This is a genomic window from Streptomyces sp. NBC_00572, from assembly GCF_026341815.1.
GTDB lineage: Bacteria > Actinomycetota > Actinomycetes > Streptomycetales > Streptomycetaceae > Streptomyces.
Map to the genome: position 1 here is coordinate 1,404,414 of NZ_JAPENX010000001.1, position 20,079 is coordinate 1,424,492.

The 20,079-nt window shown below is 71.3% G+C and carries 19 protein-coding genes and 2 tRNA genes; 3 read left to right on the plus strand and 18 right to left on the minus strand.

All coding sequences use genetic code 11. The features are described 5' to 3' along the window. Positions 1 to 37: 37 nt before the first annotated feature. From OG514_RS06500 to OG514_RS06515, 4 genes are all read right to left on the minus strand, one after another. Positions 38 to 883 carry a DegV family protein gene (locus OG514_RS06500; RefSeq protein WP_266891799.1) on the minus strand — a complete coding sequence of 282 codons (846 nt, stop codon included), beginning with the start codon at positions 881 to 883 and terminating at the stop codon, positions 38 to 40. A 122-nt stretch (positions 884 to 1,005) separates the two neighbouring features. After that, on the minus strand, positions 1,006 to 1,755 hold the full coding sequence (locus OG514_RS06505; RefSeq protein ID WP_266891801.1) for a hypothetical protein: 750 nt from the start codon (positions 1,753 to 1,755) through the stop codon (positions 1,006 to 1,008). A 191-nt stretch (positions 1,756 to 1,946) separates the two neighbouring features. Beyond that, positions 1,947 to 4,820: a leucine--tRNA ligase gene (gene leuS / locus OG514_RS06510; protein ID WP_266891803.1), complete on the minus strand. Its 2,874-nt coding sequence runs from the start codon at positions 4,818 to 4,820 to the stop codon at positions 1,947 to 1,949. A 302-nt stretch (positions 4,821 to 5,122) separates the two neighbouring features. After that, positions 5,123 to 5,195, minus strand: a tRNA-Ala gene (locus OG514_RS06515). Positions 5,196 to 5,319: 124 nt separating this feature from the next. Between OG514_RS06515 and OG514_RS06520 the strand changes: the two genes are divergently transcribed. Beyond that, positions 5,320 to 6,540 (plus strand): glycosyltransferase 87 family protein, encoded by a 1,221-nt coding sequence (locus OG514_RS06520; RefSeq protein ID WP_266891804.1) that lies wholly within the window; start codon positions 5,320 to 5,322, stop codon positions 6,538 to 6,540. On the opposite strand, the gene OG514_RS06525 is transcribed toward OG514_RS06520, so the two are convergent. Next, positions 6,519 to 6,752, minus strand: coding sequence for a hypothetical protein (locus tag OG514_RS06525; RefSeq protein ID WP_015033559.1), 234 nt, complete (start codon positions 6,750 to 6,752; stop codon positions 6,519 to 6,521). The genes OG514_RS06520 and OG514_RS06525 overlap by 22 nt on opposite strands. A gap of 137 nt (positions 6,753 to 6,889) precedes the next feature. Further along, positions 6,890 to 8,323: an MFS transporter gene (locus OG514_RS06530; protein ID WP_266891808.1), complete on the minus strand. Its 1,434-nt coding sequence runs from the start codon at positions 8,321 to 8,323 to the stop codon at positions 6,890 to 6,892. A 101-nt stretch (positions 8,324 to 8,424) separates the two neighbouring features. On the opposite strand from OG514_RS06530, the gene OG514_RS06535 reads away from it, so the two are divergent. Next, entirely contained in the window at positions 8,425 to 9,333 is a 909-nt protein-coding gene (locus OG514_RS06535) for a helix-turn-helix transcriptional regulator (protein WP_266891810.1), read from the plus strand. Positions 9,334 to 9,336: 3 nt separating this feature from the next. Here OG514_RS06535 and OG514_RS06540 read toward each other — a convergent pair. The 7 genes from OG514_RS06540 to OG514_RS06570 form a co-directional block, all read right to left on the minus strand. Beyond that, positions 9,337 to 9,409: transfer RNA gene (locus OG514_RS06540), tRNA-Ala, on the minus strand. Between the two features lie 95 nt (positions 9,410 to 9,504). Then, complete coding sequence (locus tag OG514_RS06545) at positions 9,505 to 10,158, minus strand: histidine phosphatase family protein (RefSeq protein WP_266900765.1); 654 nt, start codon at positions 10,156 to 10,158, stop codon at positions 9,505 to 9,507. Beyond that, positions 10,155 to 10,622 (minus strand): ribosome silencing factor, encoded by a 468-nt coding sequence (gene rsfS, locus OG514_RS06550; protein WP_266891812.1) that lies wholly within the window; start codon positions 10,620 to 10,622, stop codon positions 10,155 to 10,157. The genes OG514_RS06545 and rsfS overlap by 4 nt, the downstream gene beginning before the upstream one ends. Before the next feature lie 83 nt (positions 10,623 to 10,705). Next, positions 10,706 to 12,457, minus strand: a complete 1,752-nt coding sequence (locus OG514_RS06555; protein ID WP_266891814.1) for an LCP family protein — start codon at positions 12,455 to 12,457, stop codon at positions 10,706 to 10,708. Between the two features lie 19 nt (positions 12,458 to 12,476). Further along, a complete protein-coding gene (gene nadD / locus OG514_RS06560) occupies positions 12,477 to 13,097 on the minus strand; it encodes a nicotinate-nucleotide adenylyltransferase (RefSeq protein WP_266891816.1) in 621 nt (206 codons plus the stop codon). Between the two features lie 51 nt (positions 13,098 to 13,148). After that, entirely contained in the window at positions 13,149 to 13,313 is a 165-nt protein-coding gene (locus OG514_RS06565; RefSeq protein WP_266891817.1) for a hypothetical protein, read from the minus strand. An 83-nt stretch (positions 13,314 to 13,396) separates the two neighbouring features. Continuing rightward, positions 13,397 to 13,645 (minus strand): hypothetical protein, encoded by a 249-nt coding sequence (locus tag OG514_RS06570; RefSeq protein WP_266891819.1) that lies wholly within the window; start codon positions 13,643 to 13,645, stop codon positions 13,397 to 13,399. 128 nt (positions 13,646 to 13,773) lie between these two features. Here OG514_RS06570 and OG514_RS06575 point away from each other — a divergent pair, with 128 nt between their 5' ends. Beyond that, positions 13,774 to 14,898, plus strand: a complete 1,125-nt coding sequence (locus tag OG514_RS06575) for a M48 family metallopeptidase (protein WP_266891821.1) — start codon at positions 13,774 to 13,776, stop codon at positions 14,896 to 14,898. 51 nt (positions 14,899 to 14,949) lie between these two features. On the opposite strand, the gene OG514_RS06580 is transcribed toward OG514_RS06575, so the two are convergent. From OG514_RS06580 to proB, 5 genes are all read right to left on the minus strand, one after another. Beyond that, positions 14,950 to 16,035, minus strand: a complete 1,086-nt coding sequence (locus OG514_RS06580; protein WP_266891823.1) for a hypothetical protein — start codon at positions 16,033 to 16,035, stop codon at positions 14,950 to 14,952. Positions 16,036 to 16,255: 220 nt separating this feature from the next. Continuing rightward, complete coding sequence (locus OG514_RS06585) at positions 16,256 to 16,816, minus strand: hypothetical protein (RefSeq protein ID WP_266891825.1); 561 nt, start codon at positions 16,814 to 16,816, stop codon at positions 16,256 to 16,258. Between the two features lie 76 nt (positions 16,817 to 16,892). Then, positions 16,893 to 18,176: a glutamate-5-semialdehyde dehydrogenase gene (locus OG514_RS06590; RefSeq protein WP_266891827.1), complete on the minus strand. Its 1,284-nt coding sequence runs from the start codon at positions 18,174 to 18,176 to the stop codon at positions 16,893 to 16,895. Positions 18,177 to 18,288: 112 nt separating this feature from the next. Further along, positions 18,289 to 18,810: a hypothetical protein gene (locus tag OG514_RS06595; protein WP_266891828.1), complete on the minus strand. Its 522-nt coding sequence runs from the start codon at positions 18,808 to 18,810 to the stop codon at positions 18,289 to 18,291. A gap of 157 nt (positions 18,811 to 18,967) precedes the next feature. Further along, positions 18,968 to 20,071 carry a glutamate 5-kinase gene (proB, locus tag OG514_RS06600; protein ID WP_266900766.1) on the minus strand — a complete coding sequence of 368 codons (1,104 nt, stop codon included), beginning with the start codon at positions 20,069 to 20,071 and terminating at the stop codon, positions 18,968 to 18,970. Positions 20,072 to 20,079 lie beyond the last annotated feature (8 nt).

Consider the following 20,079-nt stretch of genomic DNA (forward strand, 5'->3'; position numbering starts at 1 on the left):
GAGAGCCCCGCGACGGAGGGCCCGGCGACAGCCGGACTCAGCGTGGCGACACGACGACCGCGAGGAGCCCGGGCCCCGTGTGCGCGCCGATGACCGCTCCCACCTCGCTGACGTGCAGCTCCACCATGCCCGGCACCCGCTCCTTGAGCCGGTCCGCGAGGGCGGCTGCCCGCTCGGGCGCGGAGAGGTGGTGGACGGCGATGTCGACGGCGCCGGACCCGGCGCGCTCCACGGCGATCTCCTCCAGCCGGGCGATGGCCTTCGAGGCCGTCCGCACCTTCTCCCGCAGCTCGATCCGCCCGCCGTCGAGTTCGAGGAGCGGCTTGACCGCGAGCGCGGAGCCGAGCAGAGCCTGCGCCGCCCCGATACGCCCACCGCGGCGCAGATAGTCCAGGGTGTCGACGTAGAAGTAGGCGGAGGTCCCCGCGGCGCGCTTCTCGGCGGCCGCGACAGCTTCGTCGAGCGATCCGCCGGCCTCGGCGACCTGGGCCGCGGCGAGCGCGCAGAAGCCCACTGCCATGCCCATCATGCGGGTGTCCACCACGCGCACGGGAACGGGGGCGTCCTTCGCGGCGAGCACGGCCGCGTCGTAGGTCCCGGAGACCTCGGCGGACAGATGGAGGGAGACGATGCCCTGCGCCCCGGCCTCGGCGGCCTCGCGGTACGCCTCGGCGAAGACCTCGGGGCTCGGCCGCGAGGTGGTGACGGCCCGCTTCTTCTGCAAGGCCTCGACGAGCGCCCTGGCCGAGACCTCGGTGCCCTCCTCAAAGGCGCGGTCGCCGATGACGACGGTCAGCGGGACCGTGGTGACGGCGTGCCGCTCCCTCGTCTGGCGTGACAGGTAGGCCGTGGAATCGGTGACGATCGCGACATGCCGGGACATGAGCGGGAGGTTACCCGCCGAGACCGGCGTACGGCAGCCCGGCCCCCACCGTGAACGCGCGAACACCCCCGCGCGCCCGTCCGGCCTCGGCGCCCGGCAGGGCCTACCGGTCCGCCGTTCTGTCAGGTGGTGGTCTCCGGGCGGGCCGACTTCTCCCAGGGGTAGGCGGTCCGCCGGGGGTCGGGGGCCGTGATCGCGGACGGCTCACCGCCGGGACCCGGACCCGCGTTCCCGGCGCCGGCTCGCGGACCCGTGGTCCCGGAAGCGGCACCGGGCGCCGTGGTCCCGGTCGTCGCCCCCGGCACGGTCCCGGACGCGGTCTCCGGATCGGTCCAGTGCCGCAGCGCACCCGCCTCGACGTCGATCTGGGCGCTGAGCGCCGACAGGTCGTCCTCGGCGAACTTCAGGGCCCGGTCCCGGGCGGCGCGGCGCAGTGCGTCGGCCGAGCCGGTGATCCGCTCGGTCCGCGCAGTGAGTTCGGAGAGCTGCCCGGCGACCCATGCCCGGTCGGGCTCCCGCTCAAGACGCTTGAGGTCCCCGTCCAGTTCGAGCCCGTGCGCGCTGAGCCGGTGAAACAGGTCGAGCGACTCCTTCAGCGAGGCGTCCTCGCCGACCCCGGCCTGCAGCGCCTCCTGGGTGGCCCGCATCGAGGTGCGCAGCGAGAGCCGCAGCCTGGCCAGCTCGCCCGCGGCCCCGGTCTGGCCGAAGCTCTTGGCCCGCAGCGTGGTGTCCTCGACCGTGCGCCGGGCCTGGTCCAGGGTGCGGTCCACCCCGCGCTTGGCGGCCTTGACCGCCTTCACCGTGACGAAGACCCCCAGCGCCACGAAGGACAAGAAGAGCAGCGCCATGATCGTGATAATCGCGGCTTCCATGTGCGCCCCTCCGGCGTCCGTCCGGTTCCCACGGATGTGGTCCCTCCACGGTAAACGGAACGGGCAGGCCAGGGGTTCCATCGGAACCCCCAACCTGCCCGTAGGGGAAACCCCCTATGTGTCCTCGGACGAGCCCGTGCGCCGACCGGCGCACGGGCCGTCAGGGGACCGCGCCCCCGGCGCGCGTGCCGTCAGGCGACGATGTTGACCAGCTTCGGCGCCCGGACGATCACCTTGCGGATCTCCGCGCCGCCCAGCGCCGCGACCACGTGCGGGTCGGCCAGCGCCAGCGTCTCGAGGTCCGCGTCGGTGATCGACGGGGAGACCTCCAGGCGGGCCTTGACCTTGCCCTTGATCTGCACGACGCAGGTCACGGTCTCGTCGACGACGTACGCCGGGTCGGCGACCGGGAAGCCCTGGTGGACGACCGACTCGCCGTGGCCCAGCTTGCGCCACAGCTCCTCGGAGATGTGCGGGGCCAGCGGGGCGACCAGCAGCACCAGCTGCTCGGCGACCGGCCGGGAGAGCGCACCGCCGGACTTCGTCAGGTGGTTGTTCAGCTCGGTGATCTTGGCGATGGCGGTGTTGAAGCGCATCGCGACCATGTCCTGGCCGACACCGTCGATCGCCTTGTGCAGGGCACGCAGCGTGTCCTCGTCGGGCGCGGTGTCGACGACGGTGACCTCACCGGTCGACTCGTCGACGATGTTGCGCCACAGTCGCTGCAGCAGCCGGTACTGGCCGATCACCGCGCGCGTGTCCCAGGGGCGGGAGACGTCCAGCGGGCCCATCGCCATCTCGTACAGGCGCAGGGTGTCGGCACCGTACTCGGAGCAGATCTCGTCCGGCGTCACGGCGTTCTTCAGGGACTTGCCCATCTTGCCCAGGACGCGGCTGACCTTCTCGCCCTCGTACCAGAAGCCGCCGTCCCGCTCCTCGACCTCGGCCGCCGGCACGGCGATCCCGCGCGCGTCCCGGTAGACGAAGGCCTGGATCATGCCCTGGTTGTACAGCTTGTGGAACGGCTCGGCCGAGGAGATGTGGCCCAGGTCGAACAGCATCTTGGACCAGAAGCGCGCGTACAGCAGGTGCAGCACGGCGTGCTCGGCGCCGCCGACGTACAGGTCGACGCCACCGGTGGGCATGCCCTCGCGGGGGCCCATCCAGTACTGCTCGACGGCCGGGTCGACCAGCTTCTCGGAGTTGCGCGGGTCCAGGTAGCGCAGCTCGTACCAACAGGAACCGGCCCAGTTGGGCATGGTGTTGGTCTCGCGGCGGTAGCGGCGCGGACCAGCGCCGTCACCCAGATCCAGGGTGACGTGGACCCAGTCCCCGTTCCGGGACAGCGGGGTCTCCGGCTGGGTGTCCGCGTCGTTCGGGTCGAAGGTGCGCGGCGAGTAGTCCTCGACCTCCGGCAGCTCCAGCGGCAGCATCGACTCGGGCAGCGAGTGGGCGACGCCGTCCTCGTCGTAGACGATCGGGAAGGGCTCGCCCCAGTACCGCTGGCGGCTGAACAGCCAGTCGCGCAGACGGAAGTTGACGGTGCCCTCGCCGATGCCGCGGTCGGCCAGCCAGGCGGTGATCTTCGCCTTGGCGTCGACGACGCCCAGGCCGTCCAGGGCGATGTCCTCGTTCGAGGAGTTGACCAGCTTGGCCTCGTACGAGGAGAAGGCCTCGTCCCAGGTCGACGGGTCGGTGCCGCGGTCGTCGCTCGGCTCCACGACGCAGCGCATCGGCAGCTCGAAGGCGCGCGCGAAGGCGAAGTCGCGGCTGTCGTGCGCGGGGACGGCCATGATGGCGCCGGTGCCGTAGCCCATCAGGACGTAGTCGGCGATGAAGACCGGGACCTGCTCGCCGCTGACCGGGTTGGTCGCGTACGCGCCGGTGAAGACGCCGGTCTTCTCCTTGGCGTCGGCCTGCCGCTCGACGTCGGACTTGGAGGCGGCCTGCTTGCGGTAGGCGTCGACGGCCTCGGACGGGGTGGCGTGTCCGCCGGTCCACACGTCGTGGGTGCCCTCGGGCCAGGTGGCCGGAACGATCTTCTCGACCAGGTCGTGCTCGGGCGCCAGGACCATGTACGTGGCGCCGAACAGAGTGTCCTGGCGGGTGGTGAAGACGGTGATCGCACCGGTGTCGCCGACCTGGAAGTCGACGCGGGCGCCCTCGGAGCGGCCGATCCAGTTCCGCTGCTGCAGCTTGATGGCCTCGGGCCAGTCCAGCGCGTCCAGGTCGTCCAGCAGGCGGTCCGCGTAAGCGGTGATCCGCATGTTCCACTGGCGCAGCTTGGACTTGAAGACGGGGAAGTTGCCGCGCTCGGAGCGGCCGTCGGCGGTGACCTCCTCGTTGGCCAGGACCGTGCCCAGGCCGGGGCACCAGTTGACGGGCGCGTCGGAGGCGTACGCCAGGCGGTACTCGCCCAGGACGTCGGAGCGCTCGGCGGCGCTCAGCTCGCTCCACGCGCGCGTGGTGCCGGGAACCTCACGTGTGCCGTTCTCGAACTGCTCGATCAGCTCGGCGATCGGACGGGCCTTGGCGGCCTCGCCGTCGTACCAGGAGTTGAAGATCTGCAGGAAGATCCACTGGGTCCACTTGTAGTACTCGGGGTCGATCGTGGCGAACGACCGGCGCTTGTCGTGGCCCAGGCCCAGCCGGCGCAGCTGGACCTTCATGTTCTCCATGTTGGCCTCGGTGGACACGCGCGGGTGCGTGCCCGTCTGCACGGCGTACTGCTCGGCCGGCAGGCCGAAGGCGTCGAAGCCCAGGGTGTGCAGCACGTTGTGGCCGGTCATGCGCGCGTGGCGGGCGAAGACGTCCGTGGCGATGTAGCCGAGCGGGTGGCCGACGTGCAGGCCCGCACCCGAGGGGTACGGGAACATGTCCATGATGAACTTCTTGGGCAGGGAGGCGACCGCGGGGTCGCCCGCCAGGTCACCGGTGGGGTTCGGGGCCTCGTACGTGCCCTCGGCGTCCCAGAAGTCCTGCCAGCGTGCCTCGATGTCGGCGGCCATGGCCGCCGTGTAGCGATGCGGGGCCGCCGTCTCGGCGGCCGTATTGATCTCGGTCATGGTCCTTGAAGCTCCATCGATCGTCTCTGCCCACTGCCACGGACTGCCGTGAAATGAAAAATCCCCTCGCACAGGAGGGGACGCCGCGCCGACTCCGACAGATGTCTGTCATCCGTCGGGACTGATCAGCGCGGCTCGGTAAGCAGAAGGCGTACGGCACGCATGGCGTCAGGGTACCGCAGGGCCCGAGCGGGCCGCACCGACGTTTCGCGGAGCGGAGCGGCGCAGGGTGAGGCCTCGGCGGCCGGGAGCCGAACACGAAGAAGCGGGCCACCCGATCCGGGTGACCCGCTTCTTTTCTGTGGAGCTAAGGAGAATTGAACTCCTGACCTCCTGCATGCCATGCAGGCGCTCTACCAACTGAGCTATAGCCCCTTGCTTTCTTCCGTCTCCGTTTCGGTTTCCCTCGCGGCGACAGACAGAACATTAACCGGCTCCCCGGCAGATCTCCAAATCGATTCTCCGGGCCCCTCTGACCTGCCGGGTAGGGTCGCCGACTGTGTCCGTCTCCGTGCTCTCCAAGACCCGCGCCCGGCCCTGGCCCCTGGCCACCGCCGCGGCGATCTGCCTGCTCTCCTTCGCGGCCTTCTGGGTGGCGCAACGCCTCGCCCACGTGAACATGCTCGACGTGATGGTCTACCGGGCGGAGGGCGAGACGGTCCGGGCCGGCGGGGACCTGTACGCGATGCGCGCCACCTCCGCGAACCTCGGCATGACCTACCCGCCGTTCGCGGCGCTGCTGTTCGTCCCGCTGACCCTGGTGAGCGTGCCGCTGATGCGGACGCTCACCACGGCGGGGAACCTGCTCCTGGTGGTGGCGCTGGTCCAGCTGTCGATCCAGCTGGTCCGCCCGTCGCTGTCCCGTACGGACCTATGGCGTACGACGCTGTGGGTCGCCGCGGTCGTGGTCTGGTGCGAGCCGGTCTGGACGACCCTGCGGTACGGCCAGATCAACCTGCTCATAGCGGTGGCGGTGCTCTGGGACCTCACCCGGCGCCAGGGCAGCCGTTGGGCCGGTCTGGGCATCGGCCTGGCGACCGCGGTGAAGCTCACACCAGGGCTCTTCGTGGTCCTGCTGCTCGTCGTGGGCGTGCTCCTGTGGCGCCGGGACCGGACCTGGAACACCTGGCTGCGCACCGCGGTGACGGCGACCGGGGTGTTCCTCGGGACGACGCTGGCCGTCGCGCTCGTCCTGCCGGCGGACTCGAAGCGGTTCTGGACGGAGACGCTGTTCGAGACCGGCCGGGTGGGCTTCGCGGAGGAGACCGCCAACCAGTCGATCCGCGGGGTCCTGGCCCGGATGATGCACACCGACGACCCGGGCATGTGGTGGGCGGTGACCGCGGCCGTCCTGGGCGGAGTGGCGATGGTGCTCGCGGTGCGGGCCGCGCTGCGCGGCGACAAGGCGGTGGCGGTGGTCGTCTGCGCGTTCACGGCACTGATGATCAGCCCGATCTCCTGGTCCCACCACTGGGTCTGGTGTGTGCCGCTGCTGATCCTGCTCGCGGACCGCGCCACGCGCGTGTGGCCGGTGACGGGGGCGGTGGGCCTGGCGTTCGCGTCCTTCGCGCTGTGGTGGGTTCCGCACGACCCGGGTCGGCCCGAACTGGACCAGAACGTGGGCCAGATGGTGCTGTCCGCCGTCTATCCGCTGACGACGACGGCGCTGCTCGTGGGGTACGTGCTGACGCTGCGGCGTCAGGCCGTGGCGAAGGAGTAGAACCGCTTGAGGGTGCAGTGCTCGTCGAGGAGCCGGCCGTAGATCGGCTCCCCCTCCAGCTCGCGGTACGTCTCGATGGGGTCGCCTTTTATGATCAGCGCCCGTGCGCACTCCTCGCACCAGTACTGGAACCCCGGGTTGACGGGGTCCATGTCGCGCACGATGGGCGTGCCGCTGCCGCACCAGTCGCACTTCCGCCTGTGTGCACCCATCAGTCAGCTCCAGCTGTGGCCGCAGGCCGTGCACCCATAGGACACCCCGCCGTTGTCGCCGAGCACTTGGGCCACCCTCCCGTCCGGATCCTCGTCCCCCTCCGGCCGTCCGATTCTGCCATGGCCTCGCAAGAGGGTCAGCGTGCTCGGCGCCACGGTCCGGCCGCCGCGCCGACAGCGGCGGCGACGGCCAGGGCGATCATGGTCGCCCACAGCGCGTCGGCGGAGTTCCGCGCCCCGGATCCGGCCGTCGCACCGAGGAAAAGCGTCCCGAACGCGGCGACCCCGATGAGCTGACCGAGCTGGGTGACGGTCGCGAGCAGCCCGCTCGCGTCGGCCGCGTCCTCCGGTCGTACGGTGGCCAGCGCGCCGGTCAGGGCCGGGCTGAAGGCCAGTGAGACACCCGCGCCGAACGCGCCCAGGGCCGGGTAGAGCCCCCAGCCGCCCGTGCCGCCGTCCGCGAGCAGCCCGCCGACGGCGAGGGCTCCCGCGGCGGCCAGCAGGAAGCCGCCCGGGACCAGCGCACGGTGCAGCCGGGCCGGCCAGCGCCGCCAGGTCAGCCCGATGGCCCCGAAGACGACGGCGGCGGGACCGAAGGTGAGTCCGGCGCGCAGGGCGCTGTGTCCGAGCCCGCCCTGCAGATGCAGGGTGAGGGTGAACAGGAAGCCGGCGTTGACTCCCATCGAGACGGTGATCCAGAGGACGGCCCGTCCCATCCCGGGGAGCCGCAGCACGCGCGGGGCGATGAGCGGGGCGCCGCCCCGCCGGGCGAGCCGCGACTCGTACACGCCGAAGAGGGCGAGGAGGACCAGGGAGGCGCCGAGCGAGAGCCAGGACCACAGCGGCCAGTCCTGCTCCTGGCCGAGGACCAGGGGGACGGTCAGCAGGGACACGGCGGCGGCGAGCAGGACGAGGCCCGGCAGATCGAGGGCACGCGCCCGCGTGGGTGCCGTCCGGGTGTCGCGGGGCAGGACCCGGGCGCCGAGGACGAGCAGGGCGACGCCGATCGGCACGTTGACGAGGAAGACGGGCCGCCAGCCGGTGCCGAAGAGGTCGGCGCTCACCAGGACGCCGCCGACCACCTGCCCAGCGGCGGCGCCGGTGGCCAGGACCGCGGAGTAGGCGCTGAGGGCCCGGACCCGGCGCTCGCCGGTGAAGTTGCGCTGGATGAGGCTCAGCACCTGAGGGATCATCAGGGCCGATCCCACGCCCTGCGCGAACCGGAAGGCGATCAACTGCCCCGTGTCGGCGGCGAGTCCGCAGGCGAGGGAGGCCGCGGTGAAGAGGGCGAGGCCGCCGAGGTACATCCGGCGGTGTCCGACGAGGTCGCCGAGGCGGGCACCGGTGATCAGCAACACCGCGTAGGCGATGGTGTAGCCGGCGACGACGAGTTGGAGCGCGGCTCCGGAGGCGGAGAGCTCGGCACGGATCGTGGGGGCGGCGACGTTGACGATGAAGACGTCGAGGAGCGCCATGAACTGGGCGGCGAGAACCACCCCGAGCAGCAGTCCGGGGCGGTTGTCGGTGCCACCGTCTTTACTGAGTACGGGACGTGTTGTGGTCGAGGTCATGCGTCGAGCGTGACCGCGATCGGATACGGGTAACGAGAGCCCGCTGATGCTGGTACTGACACCACCTGGCAGCGGCGGCACGGGGACTCGACCATGGGGGTGTGACGATCGTGGCAGCAGTACCGACACAGCGACGCCGACGGCCGGAGCTGGCCGCGTTCCTGCGCAGCCGCCGGGCCAGGGTGACACCGGAGGACGTGGGGATGCCTCCGGGACTCCGCCGCCGCACGCCGGGGCTGCGCCGCGAGGAGGTCGCCCAGCTCTCCGGGGTCGGCGTCACCTGGTACACCTGGCTGGAGCAGGGGCGCCCGATCAACGCCTCGGCTCAGGTGCTCGACGCGGTCGCCAGGACGCTCCGGCTCGACCGGCCCGAGCGCGAGCACCTCTACCACCTGGCCGAGGTGCCGTACGCGCCGGAGCGGTCGGCCTCGGACGTCGAGGTGGTCAGCCCGGAGATCCAGGGCATCCTCGACGCCCTCGACCCGCACCCGGCGGTGCTCTACAACGCGCGGTACGACGTGCTCGCGACCAACTCCATGTACGAGCGGCTCTTCTTCCAGGAGGGGCGGGACGACCTGGACACCGGCCCGTTCGGCATACGCAACGTGCTGTGGGCGCTGTTCAGCGTGCCCGGGCCCACCTGCCCGGTGGTCGACCGGAAGCGGGAGCTGCCGCTGATGGTGGCCCAGCTGCGGGGCGCGTACGGACGCCATGTCGGCGAGCCGGCCTGGGAGGAGTACGTGCGGGCCCTCGCGGAGGCCAGCCCGGAGTTCGCCCGACTGTGGCGCAGCGGCGATGTGGTCCCGCCGGGCACCCGGGTGAAGGTCTTCCGTCACGCGCTGATGGGCGAGGTCCGGTTGACCTCGGTCTCCCTCTCGGTGAACGGGATGCCGGAGTGCCGGATCGTGGCCTACACGCCGAACGACGAGGAGAGCCGCCACGGGCTCGCGTCCCTGCGAAAGGTGACGGAACGACGAATCCCGCCCCCTGCTGGGGACGGGATCCGGTGATTGTGGAGCTAAGGAGAATTGAACTCCTGACCTCCTGCATGCCATGCAGGCGCTCTACCAACTGAGCTATAGCCCCTCGTGTTCTTCGCGCTCTGCGCTGCGAACAAGAAGAACTTTAGCCTGTGACCTGCCGGAAAGTGAAATCCGGGTCCGGCAGGCCGGTCGCGGGGCTCAGTCGTCGTCGCCGAGGACCGGCTCGGGCAGCGTGCCCGCGTTGTGCTCCATCAGACGCCAGCCGCGGGCGCCCTCGCCGAGGACGGACCAGCAGCAGTTCGAGAGGCCACCCAGGCTCTCCCAGTGCTGGGACTCCAGGCCGAGGAGCCGCCCGATCGTGGTGCGGATCGTGCCGCCGTGGCTGACCACGACGAGCGTGCCGTCCTCGGGCAGCTTGTCGGCGTGCTCCAGAACCACCGGGGCGGCCCGGTCGGCCACCTCGGTCTCCAGCTCGCCGCCGCCCCGGCGCACGGGCTCGCCGCGCTTCCAGGCGGCGTACTGCTCGCCGTACCGCCCCACGATCTCGTCGTGGGTCAGCCCCTGCCACTCCCCCGCGTACGTCTCGCGCAGCGCGGAGTCGTGGTCGACGGTGTGACCGGTGAGCACGGCCAACTCGGCGGCGGTGGCCGCCGCCCGCTTCAGGTCCGAGGCGACGATGGCGTCCGGCTTCAGCGCGGCGAGCAGCCGGGCGGCCCGGCGCGCCTGGGCGACACCGGCCTCCGTCAGCTCGATGTCGGTCGATCCCTGGAAGCGGCGCTCCAGGTTCCATGAGGTCTGGCCGTGACGCCAGAGGACGATGCGGCGGCCGGTGCCGCCCTTGGTGGTGCTCAGCTCAGCTCACCGTCCGGTCCGTCGGGCAGCCCGGCGGCGTGCTCGGAGAGGTCGACACCGGTCAGCTCGGCGTGCTCGGCACCCTTGCCGCGGGTCTTCACCGCGTCCTCGGGGAGCGCGAGCTCGGGGCAGTCCTTCCACAGGCGCTCGAGCGCGTAGAAGACGCGCTCCTCGCTGTGCTGGACGTGGACGACGATGTCGACGTAGTCCAGGAGGATCCAGCGGGCGTCGCGGTCGCCCTCACGGCGGACCGGCTTGGCGCCGAGGTCCTTGTTGAGGCGCTCCTCGATCTCGTCGACGATCGACTTGACCTGGCGGTCGTTGGGCGCGGAGGCGAGCAGGAAGGCGTCGGTGATCGACAGCACATCGCTGACGTCGTACGCGATGATGTCGTGCGCGAGCCGGTCGGCGGCCGCCTGAGCGGCGGCGTTGACGAGTTCGATGGAGCGGTCCGTGGCGGTCACATGCAGGCTTTCGTCGGCGGTCCAGTACCCCTCCAGGGTCTCACGGACCGCCGACGGCCCCGCCAACGTTTTCCGGAGCGCCGTTACCGGGCCCCCGGCACCTCGTAGTCCTTGCCCAGGATCACGGTCACCGCGGCCGCGCCCGAGGGCTTGCCCTTGGTGACCGAGCCGGCCGGCAGACCCAGTGTCTTGGCCACCTCGGCCGCCGTCGGCTTCTGGGCGTCGTCACCGTAGACGACCTGCGACTTCTCCTGGGTGTCCGCCTCGGTGCCGCCCATGAAGGAGTAGCCGCCGTTGATCAGGACGACCCTGGCCGCCTCGGTCGCCTTCTTGCCGGAACCGTCCCGCAGCGAGACCCGGGTCACGTCGCCCGCCTCGGGCGCGGTGACCTTTCCGCCCAGGATGTCCTTCACCACACTGTCGCTCGCGCCCTCGGTCAGCGCGCCGTCCTGTCCCACCGGGAGCAAAGCCGTCTTGTAGTCGCCGACCTTGGCGTGCTCGGCGAGCTTGGCGAGGGAGGCACCGAGGTCCTTCTCGGAGAGCGAGGGGTCGAAGATCTGGGTGAGGCTCTCCACGGTCATCGTGGCGGACTCGGGATTGTCCGAGATCTTGCGCAGCACGGCGTACATGACCTGGCCGAAGCGCTGGAGCTGCTTGGTCTCGGCCTCGCCGGGTGCCCGGTAGGTCGCGTAGGCGACGGCGGCGCGGCCGTTCAGGGACTGCTTCTCGCCCTTCCTGACCAGCGGATCGGCGCCCTTCTTCGTGTCGGGCACCTCCGTGTCGGTGTCCATCTCGATCCCGCTGACGAGGTCGACGAGGGTGTCCAGGTACGGGGTGTCCAGGCGCCAGGTGCCGGCGATCGGGGCGCCGAGGAGGTTGCCGATCGCCTCGCGGGTGCCGCTGGAGCCGTCGTCCTCGACCGACTTGCCCAGGGTGGTCGCGGCGCCCTCGCCGTCGGCGACGACGACGGAGTTGGGCAGCAGGACCGTGGTGCCCTGACGGGTGGTGCTGTTGTTCACGAGCAGGGCGGTGGAGGTTCCGCCGCCCGTGGTGTTGTGGAGGTGTACGACGATCGTGTCGCGCTTCTGCGGACCGGTCGCGGTGTTCTCCTTCTGCTCCCCGTCCGACGACCCGGGGAGCATTCCCGCGGACCAGAGGTAGCCGACGCCGCCCACGGCGGCGAGGACGAGGACGACGACGAGCGCGATGATCCGGACGCGGCCCCGGCGCCTGGCCTCCTCGCGCCGCTCCGAGCGGCTCTCGGTGAACTTCAGCCAGTCGATGACGTCCTCGGAGTCCTCGTCCGGCTCCTCGATGAACGAGAACTGCTCGGTGCGGTAGTCACGGTCGTCGTCGGTGCCGGCCTGCCGGGCCGGAGCGGACCGCTCGGACGCGGGGCGCTGACCGGGAACGCCGGGCGGGGTCGCGACGGGCGCGGCCGACGGGGCCTGCACAGGGGCCTGAGCGGGGGCAGGGGCCTGAGCGGCGGACGGGTCCGCCTGGACGGACCACTGCTGTCCCGTGTCGTAGGAGGGGTAGGCGTAGCCCTGCTGCCCGTACGGGTCGTACTGCGGCTCCTGGGGCTGCTCGGGTGCCTGAGGCTGCTGGTGCGCCTGTGGCTGCTGCGCCTGGTACTGCTGCTGGGCGTAAGAGTCGTAGCCGTACCCCTGCTGCGGCTGGGACTGCTGCTGCTGACCGCCGTACGGGTCGTAGTGCTGTCCCTGACCCTGCTGGGACGCCTGTGGCTGCTGGTACACCGGCTGCCCGTACTCGTCGTAGCCGATGATCTGCGGCTGCGGATAGTACGGGTCGTACGGATGCTGCTGATCGTTCACCGGTGCCCCTCCCCGAAGCTCACTCGCCGCGGTACAACTGGCGCTTGTCGATGTAGCGCACCACGCCGTCCGGGACCAGGTACCAGACGGGATCGCCCTGTGCGACCCTCGCCCGGCAGTCGGTGGAGGAGATGGCGAGCGCGGGCACCTCGACGAGCGAGACGCCGCCCTTGGGCAGTCCGTCGTCGGTGAGGTCGTGGCCCGGCCGGGTGACGCCGATGAAGTGCGCGAGCGAGAAGAGTTCCTCGGCGTCGCGCCAGGTGAGGATCTGCGACAGCGCGTCCGCCCCGGTGATGAAAAAAAGGTCCGAGTCGCTGTTGAGGGAGCGCAGGTCCCGCAGGGTGTCGATGGTGTACGTCGCACCGCCGCGGTCGATGTCGATCCGGCTGACCGAGAACTGCGGGTTGGACGCCGTCGCGATGACCGTCATCAGATAACGGTCCTCGGCCGCCGACACGGTCTTGTCGCTCTTCTGCCACGGCTGCCCGGTCGGTACGAACACGACCTCGTCCAGGTGGAACAGGGCGGCGACCTCGCTGGCCGCCACCAGGTGTCCGTGGTGGATCGGGTCGAAGGTTCCGCCCATCACCCCGAGTCGGCGCTTCCCGCGCCCGCCAGTAGGCATTTCCTGCTCTCCCATGCGTGCAGAGCCTACTGGCACGGCAGCGGACGCCTGATCAGGGGCGGTGGTTCAGCGGTCGCGGTTGAAGCGGGTGGTGATCCACAGCAGCAGAAGCAGGGCGCCGAAGGCGCCGAAGCCGGTGAGGTAGGGGCTGAGGCTTTCGTGGTTGCCGCCGCCGTGCTCGGAGCCCTCGGCAAGGGAAACCAGGTTGGCGGCGGTGCTGTGGAGGCTCATCTTCGACAGACCTATCGATCGGGGATGGGAGCGGAGACTTCGCGCACATCGTATGCGGGCGGTCCGGGCAGGCTCACGCCGACTCAGGCGTTGGCGTCACGGTCCGTGGTGACATCCGTGCTGGCGTCCGTGCCGCGGCGGGCCGCGTCGCCGGTGCCGCCGCCGGTGCTGTCGTCCCCGGTGTCGTCGGAGCGATAGCCGCGGAGCAGGAACCAGGCGAGCAGGGCGCCGCCGACCATCGAGACGAGCAGCACGATGCGGAGCGTGTCGCCCGGTCCCTCCTGCGCGGCGGCGGCGAGCAGGGCGGCAGCGGTGTCGACGGTGTCCGGCATGTCGATCGTGCTCCTCGGTCGTCCTCGGTGCCCGAGTTATCCACAGGCCCCGGCACACCGTAGCGCCAACGCCTACGCTGGGGTTCGTCAGGGGGACGAGCACCGACTCGTACGAACAGGGGGCATCCATGACCGAGAACGACCAGGGGAACGTGCCGAGCAGGCAGCGGAAGCGGTTCCCCGGTATCTCCTCGCGGGCCTACGAGCATCCGGCCGACCGCTCGGCGCTGGTGGCGCTGCGCAAGCTCAGCGGCTTCGACACGGTCTTCAAGGCGCTCAGCGGGCTTCTGCCGGAGCGCAGCCTGCGACTCCTCTTCCTCTCGGACTCCGTCCGGGTGAGCGACGCGCAGTTCAGCCATCTCAACGACATGCTGCGGGACGCCTGTTACATCCTGGACCTGGAGAAGGTCCCGCCGATGTACGTGACGCAGGACCCGAAGCCCAACGCGATGTGCATCGGCCTGGACGAGCCGATCATCGTCGTCACCACCGGTCTGGTGGAGCTCCTCGACGAGGAGGAGATGCGGGCGGTCGTCGGCCATGAGGTCGGACACGCCCTCTCCGGACACTCCGTGTACCGCACGGTCCTGCTCTTCCTCACCAGCCTCGCGCTCAAGATCGCCTGGATTCCGCTGGGGAACGTCGCGATCATGGCGATCGTCACGGCGCTGCGCGAGTGGTTCCGCAAGTCGGAGCTCTCCGCCGACCGGGCCGGGCTCCTCGTCGGCCAGGACGTGCAGGCCTCGATGCGCGGCCTGATGAAGGTCGCCGGCGGCAACCACCTCCACGAGATGAACGTGGACGCGTTCCTCGCCCAGGCCGACGAGTACGAGAAGGCCGGGGACCTGCGGGACTCGGTCCTCAAGATCCTCAACGTACTGCCGCGTACGCACCCCTTCACCACCGTCCGGGCGGCGGAGCTGAAGAAGTGGTCGGAGAACCGCGACTTCCAGCGGATCATGGACGGCCACTACCCGAAGCGCTCGGAGGACAAGGACGCCTCGGTCACGGACTCCTTCCGCGAGTCGGCGGGGCACTACGCCGACACCGTGCGGACCAGCAAGGATCCGCTGATGAAGCTGGTCGGCGACATAGCCGGGGGCGCCGGCGACCTGGCGGGCGACCTGGGCGGGAAGCTGCGCAACGCCTTCGGCGGCGGCCAGGGCCCGAGGAAGCCGGACGCCGACGGGACCGAAGGGGACGGCAGGAGCGGCCCGGACGGCGACACCGGCGGCGCTCAGAGCGAGGCCTGAGCGGAACCGGCCGGGCGGAACCGGACCGGCGGAACCGGACCGGCGGAACCGTCAGAGCGAGGGCTGAGCGCTCGGCGCCAGCGCTCCGCACAGCGAGGGGGCGGCGGGCCGACCCGTGGCGTACGGGTCGGTGACCACCGGTCCGCCGTCCGCCTCGGGGGCCCGCGCTCCGGCCAGGAGCGGCTTCAGGGAGCCCGTGACGTCCGCGCCGCACGCCTGCGGGCCCGCCTCCACGGTGCTGGTCACCAGCTCGGCCCGGTGCATGCGCAGGTCCTCGCGGTCGAAGCGGAAGTGCACCTCGCGGTGGACGGTGAAGAGGGACGCCTGCCCGACCGGTCCCGCGCCCTGTGCGGCCGGGCGGAGAGCGTAGGTGTACGTGTGGTCCGCGGTGACGTCCAGTGTGTCGGGGCTGGTCTCCTCGTAGCGGAGGGTGCCCTGGACGCGGGCCGAGGGGTCCGCGAGGACGGCCTGCCGCGGGTCGAAGCGGACGAGCCAGCCGGCGAGGGCGTGTCGGCCGTCGTCGGCCGGTGCCTCGACGCTCCGGTCGAACTGTTCGAGCTGGTCGGGGTCGAGCAGCAGGCGCGCGGGCCGCACGGTCACCCCGGACAGGACGTCGGGCTCCAGGGAAGAGGCCACCAGATAGTCCTTGGCGATGCTGAGGGCGGAGACGACCTGGCTCTCGGCGAAGTGGGTGGTGCGTCCGGCGACGGGCAGGTTGATGCCCGCGGCCCCGGTGCGGTACTCGGCGACCGGGCTGTGGTCGAAGAGCCGGTCGGGCACACCGCCGACGACGGGGCCCTGCGGGGCGAGCGGGACCACGGTGGTCCGCAGGGGTTCGGCCCGCTGGTCGACCGGGGGCTGGTACGGGTTGCGGACGCCGAGATAGATGGCGGTGCCGAAGGCGAGGAGGATCAGCAGGACCAGCAGGATGGCCTGGCGGGAGCCGCTGCGGCCCTCCCAGGAGGACGGGCGGCTGCGGACGGCCTGGGAGTGCTCACCCATCCGTTCCTGGGCCGAGAACTCCTGGAGATGGGCAGCGCGGACGAACGCCTCGTCGAAGACGACGGATCGGTATTCGTCCTCACCGCCGGGGAGGCCCTCGGGCGTCCCCTCAGGCGGGTCGCCACGCCCTGCCATACCTTCAGGGTAGGTCCGCGAGGGCTTCGGTAAACGCCGAGGTACACGACAAGTTCGGAAGAATTCCGCCGTCAGGGTGTGCGGGTGCCGCCAGGGAGCCGAACGGCTCGGCCACTCGGAGGACGCGGACCGCTACCGACACGGACACGGCCCACCGCAGACGCGGACGCGGAGCGCTGCCCACGCGGACACGGACCGCTTCCGACGCGGACGCGGACGGCTATTCGGGGGACGCGGAGCGTGCCGCGGGGGCGTGGGCGGCGGGCGGTGCCGGGTTCGGGTTGGGCGTGTCCACGCCGGTCGTGGCGGGCGGGGGGACCTGGTCCTGGCGGTTGGCGGCCGCGCCCCGGTAGACGGCGCTGAAGGCCAGGGCGACCATGCCGACCCCCATGACGAGGGCGAGGAGCCAGGCGACGGGCCGGTGCCAGCGGGCGCTGCCCCGGTAGGGGCGCAGGGCGCCGCCGTGGCGGCCGTACGGGCTGGCGTCGTCGCCGACGTCGTCCGGCTCGTAGGTGAGGCCGGAGGGGTCGTGGAACTCCTCGTAGAGGTCGTCGTCGGCCGATCCGCCCCCGGCTCGGGCGCGGGCCGCCTCGGCCTCGGCACGGGCCTGGGCGGCGGCGAGGAGCCGCTCGACCGCGGTCGGCTCGTGAATGGTCGCGGCCCGTACGAAGTCCTCGTCGAACACCACGTCGGCGTAGACCTCGTCGGCGCCTCCGCGGTCGACAGAGTCCTCAGGGTCCCCGCCGTTCTGGAACGGCGTGCCCCCCACGTCGTCCGGCACGGCTTCAGAGTAGACCCGGAAGGTGGTTTTGGGCAGGGAGAGTGCGAACCCTCCCCGCCCGTACCGAAAGGAGCGGTTACCGCACGTGACCGTCACCGGTGACGATGTACTTGGTCGAGGTCAGCTCCGGAAGGCCCATGGGGCCCCGGGCGTGCAGCTTCTGGGTGGAGATGCCGATCTCGGCGCCGAAGCCGAACTGTCCTCCGTCCGTGAACCGGGTGGAGGCGTTCACGGCGACCGTGGTGGAGTCGACCAGCTGGGTGAAGCGGCGCGCCGCGGCCTGCGAGGTGGTGACGATCGCCTCGGTGTGACCGGAGGACCAGGTCCGGATGTGCTCGACGGCCCTGTCGAGGGAGTCGACGACGGCGGCGGCGATGTCGTACGAGAGGTACTCGGTCTCCCAGTCCTCGGGGGTGGCCGGGACGACGGTGGCCTTGGAGCCCGCGGCGAACGCGAGGACCCGCTCGTCGGCGTGGACGGTGACGCCGGCCTCCGCGAGGGCGTCGAGGGCCCTGGGGAGGAAGGCCGCGGCGACGTCCTGGTGGACGAGGAGGGTCTCGGCCGCGTTGCAGACGCTGACCCGGTGCGCCTTGGAGTTGATCAGGATCTCGACGGCCATGTCGAGGTCGGTCTGCGCGTCGACGTAGACGTGGCAGTTGCCGGTGCCGGTCTCGATGACCGGGACGGTGGACTCCTCTACGACCGTCCGGATCAGGGAGGCGCCGCCGCGCGGGATGAGGACGTCGACGAGGCCGCGGGCGCGCATCAGCTCGCGGACCGATTCGCGGGACTCGCCGGGGACGAGCTGGATGGCGTCGGCGGGCAGTCCGGCGCCGCCGATGGCGTCGCGCAGGACCTTCACCAGGGCGCTGTTGGAGGCGTACGCGGAGGACGAGCCGCGGAGCAGGACGGCGTTGCCGGACTTCAGGCAGAGGGCGGCCGCGTCGACGGTGACGTTGGGGCGGGCCTCGTAGATGATGCCGACGACGCCGAGCGGCACGCGGACCTGGCGCAGGTCGATGCCGTTGGGGAGGGTCGAGCCGCGGACGACCTCGCCGACGGGGTCGGGCAGCGCGGCGACGTCACGGACGTCGGCGGCGATGGCCCGGACGCGCTCGGGGGTGAGGGTGAGCCGGTCGATGATCGCTTCGCTGGTCCCGGCTTCGCGGGCCTTGGCGATGTCCTCGGCGTTGGCCTCGACGATTTCGGCGGTGCGGACTTCGAGGGCGTCCGCGATCGCCAGCAGGGCGTCGTCCTTGGCCGCGCGCGGGAGTGGCGCGATTTCGGCGGCGGCGCCACGGGCCCGGTAGGCGGCCCGGGTGACCGGGGACAGGTTGTCGAGGGGCGTGAGCGAGGTCATGCCCGCAGGGTACTGGCACCCCTGCGGACATCCCTCACGTATCCCGCACTCCGAGACGTACCCCGGTCGTTCCGAGACGCCCCGCACGGGGAGGTGTCTCGAACGCCGCCGCTCAGTACGGGTGGACGCCGACCGGGGCCGCGGGTGGCGGGCCGTAGCCCTCCGCGATCCGCTGGTGGTAGGTCTCGCGGTCGATGACCTCGAGACCGACGATCTCCCACGGCGGCAGCTTGGCGGTCTGCCGGTGCTCGCCCCACAGGCGCAGGGCGACGGCCGCGGCGTCGTGCAGGTCGCGGGCCTCTTCCCAGTACCTGATCTCGGCGTGGTCGTTGGCGTAGCGGCTGGTCAGCAGGAAGGGGTGGTCGTGGGCCAGCTGTTCCAGCCCGCGTCGCACCTCCTTCAGCGGTGACTCCACACCCGACACGCTGAGGGTGATGTGCCAGAGTTTGGACACGGGCTGTTCCTTGGCGCGTGCCTCTCGTGGCTCACGCACCTCGCGTGTCTCGGTGGTGGTCTCGGTCTTGGTGTCCGTGGACCTGTCCCGTGCCTCGTCGAAGTCGGCTCCGGCCTCGACACTGGTCAGGGCGCGTTCGGCAGTCCCTCGGGGCGGTGCCCCTGGGCGCGCTCGTCTCACCGGCGGCCTCCTGTGTGATGCGTGTGGTGCTGTACCCCGCCCTGCTCTCTTACCCCCGGGACAAAGTTGACCAGCCCGAGGCGGCACTTGGGGCGGTTTTGGTAAACGTCCCTTCCGGATGGCCGCACTTTCAGCCGTTTCGGGAGGGACGTGAGGGTCAGCGGATGACGACCAGGTCGTCGCGGTGGACGACCTCGCGCTCGTACTCGGGGCCGAGCGCCTTGGCGAGTTCGTGCGTGGAGCGCCCGAGCATCCGGGGCATCTCCTTGGCGTCGAAGTTGACGAGACCGCGGGCGACGGCCCGGCCGGCGGTGTCGCGGAGTTCGACGGGGTCGCCGGCCACGAAGTCACCCTCGATGCCCGCGACACCGGCCGCGAGCAGGGACTTCTTGCCCTCGACGACGGCTCGTACGGCTCCGTCGTCCAGGGTGAGGGAGCCCTGCGGGGTGGAGGCGTGGGCGAGCCAGAGGAGCCGGTCGGCGGAGCGTCGGCCGGTGCGGTGGAAGTACGTGCCGGTGTCACGGCCGGCGAGGGCGTCGGCGGCGCGGCTCGCGGAGGTGAGGACCACGGGGATGCCGGCCGCGGCGGCGATCCGGGCGGCCTCGACCTTGGTGACCATGCCACCGGTGCCGACGCCCGCCTTTCCGGCCGATCCGATCTCCACATGGGCGATGTCGTCGGGGCCCGTGACCTGCGCGATCCTCGACGTGCCGGGCTTGGCCGGGTCCCCGTCGTAGAGGCCGTCGACGTCGGAGAGCAGGACGAGCAGGTCGGCGCGGACGAGGTGGGCGACGAGGGCGGCGAGCCGGTCGTTGTCGCCGAAGCGGATCTCGTCCGTGGCGACGGTGTCGTTCTCGTTGACTACCGGCAGCGCGCCCATCGCGAGGAGCTGGTCGAGGGTCCGGTAGGCGTTGCGGTAGTGGGCGCGCCTACTGGTGTCGTCGGTGGTGAGGAGGACCTGTCCGACGCGGACTCCGTAGCGGGCGAAGGAGGCGGTGTACCGGGCGACGAGGAGTCCTTGGCCGACGCTGGCGGCGGCCTGCTGCCGGGCGAGGTCCTTGGGACGGCGGGTGAGTCCGAGCGGTGCGAGGCCCGCGGCGATGGCGCCGGAGGAGACGAGGACGATCTCCTTCTCGCCGCCGCTGCGGACCTTGGCGAGTACGTCGACGAGGGCGTCGACGCGGTCGGCGTCCAGGCCTCCCGAGGCGGTGGTGAGCGAGGAGGAGCCGACCTTGACGACGATCCTGCGGCCCTCCGTCACGTACTGCC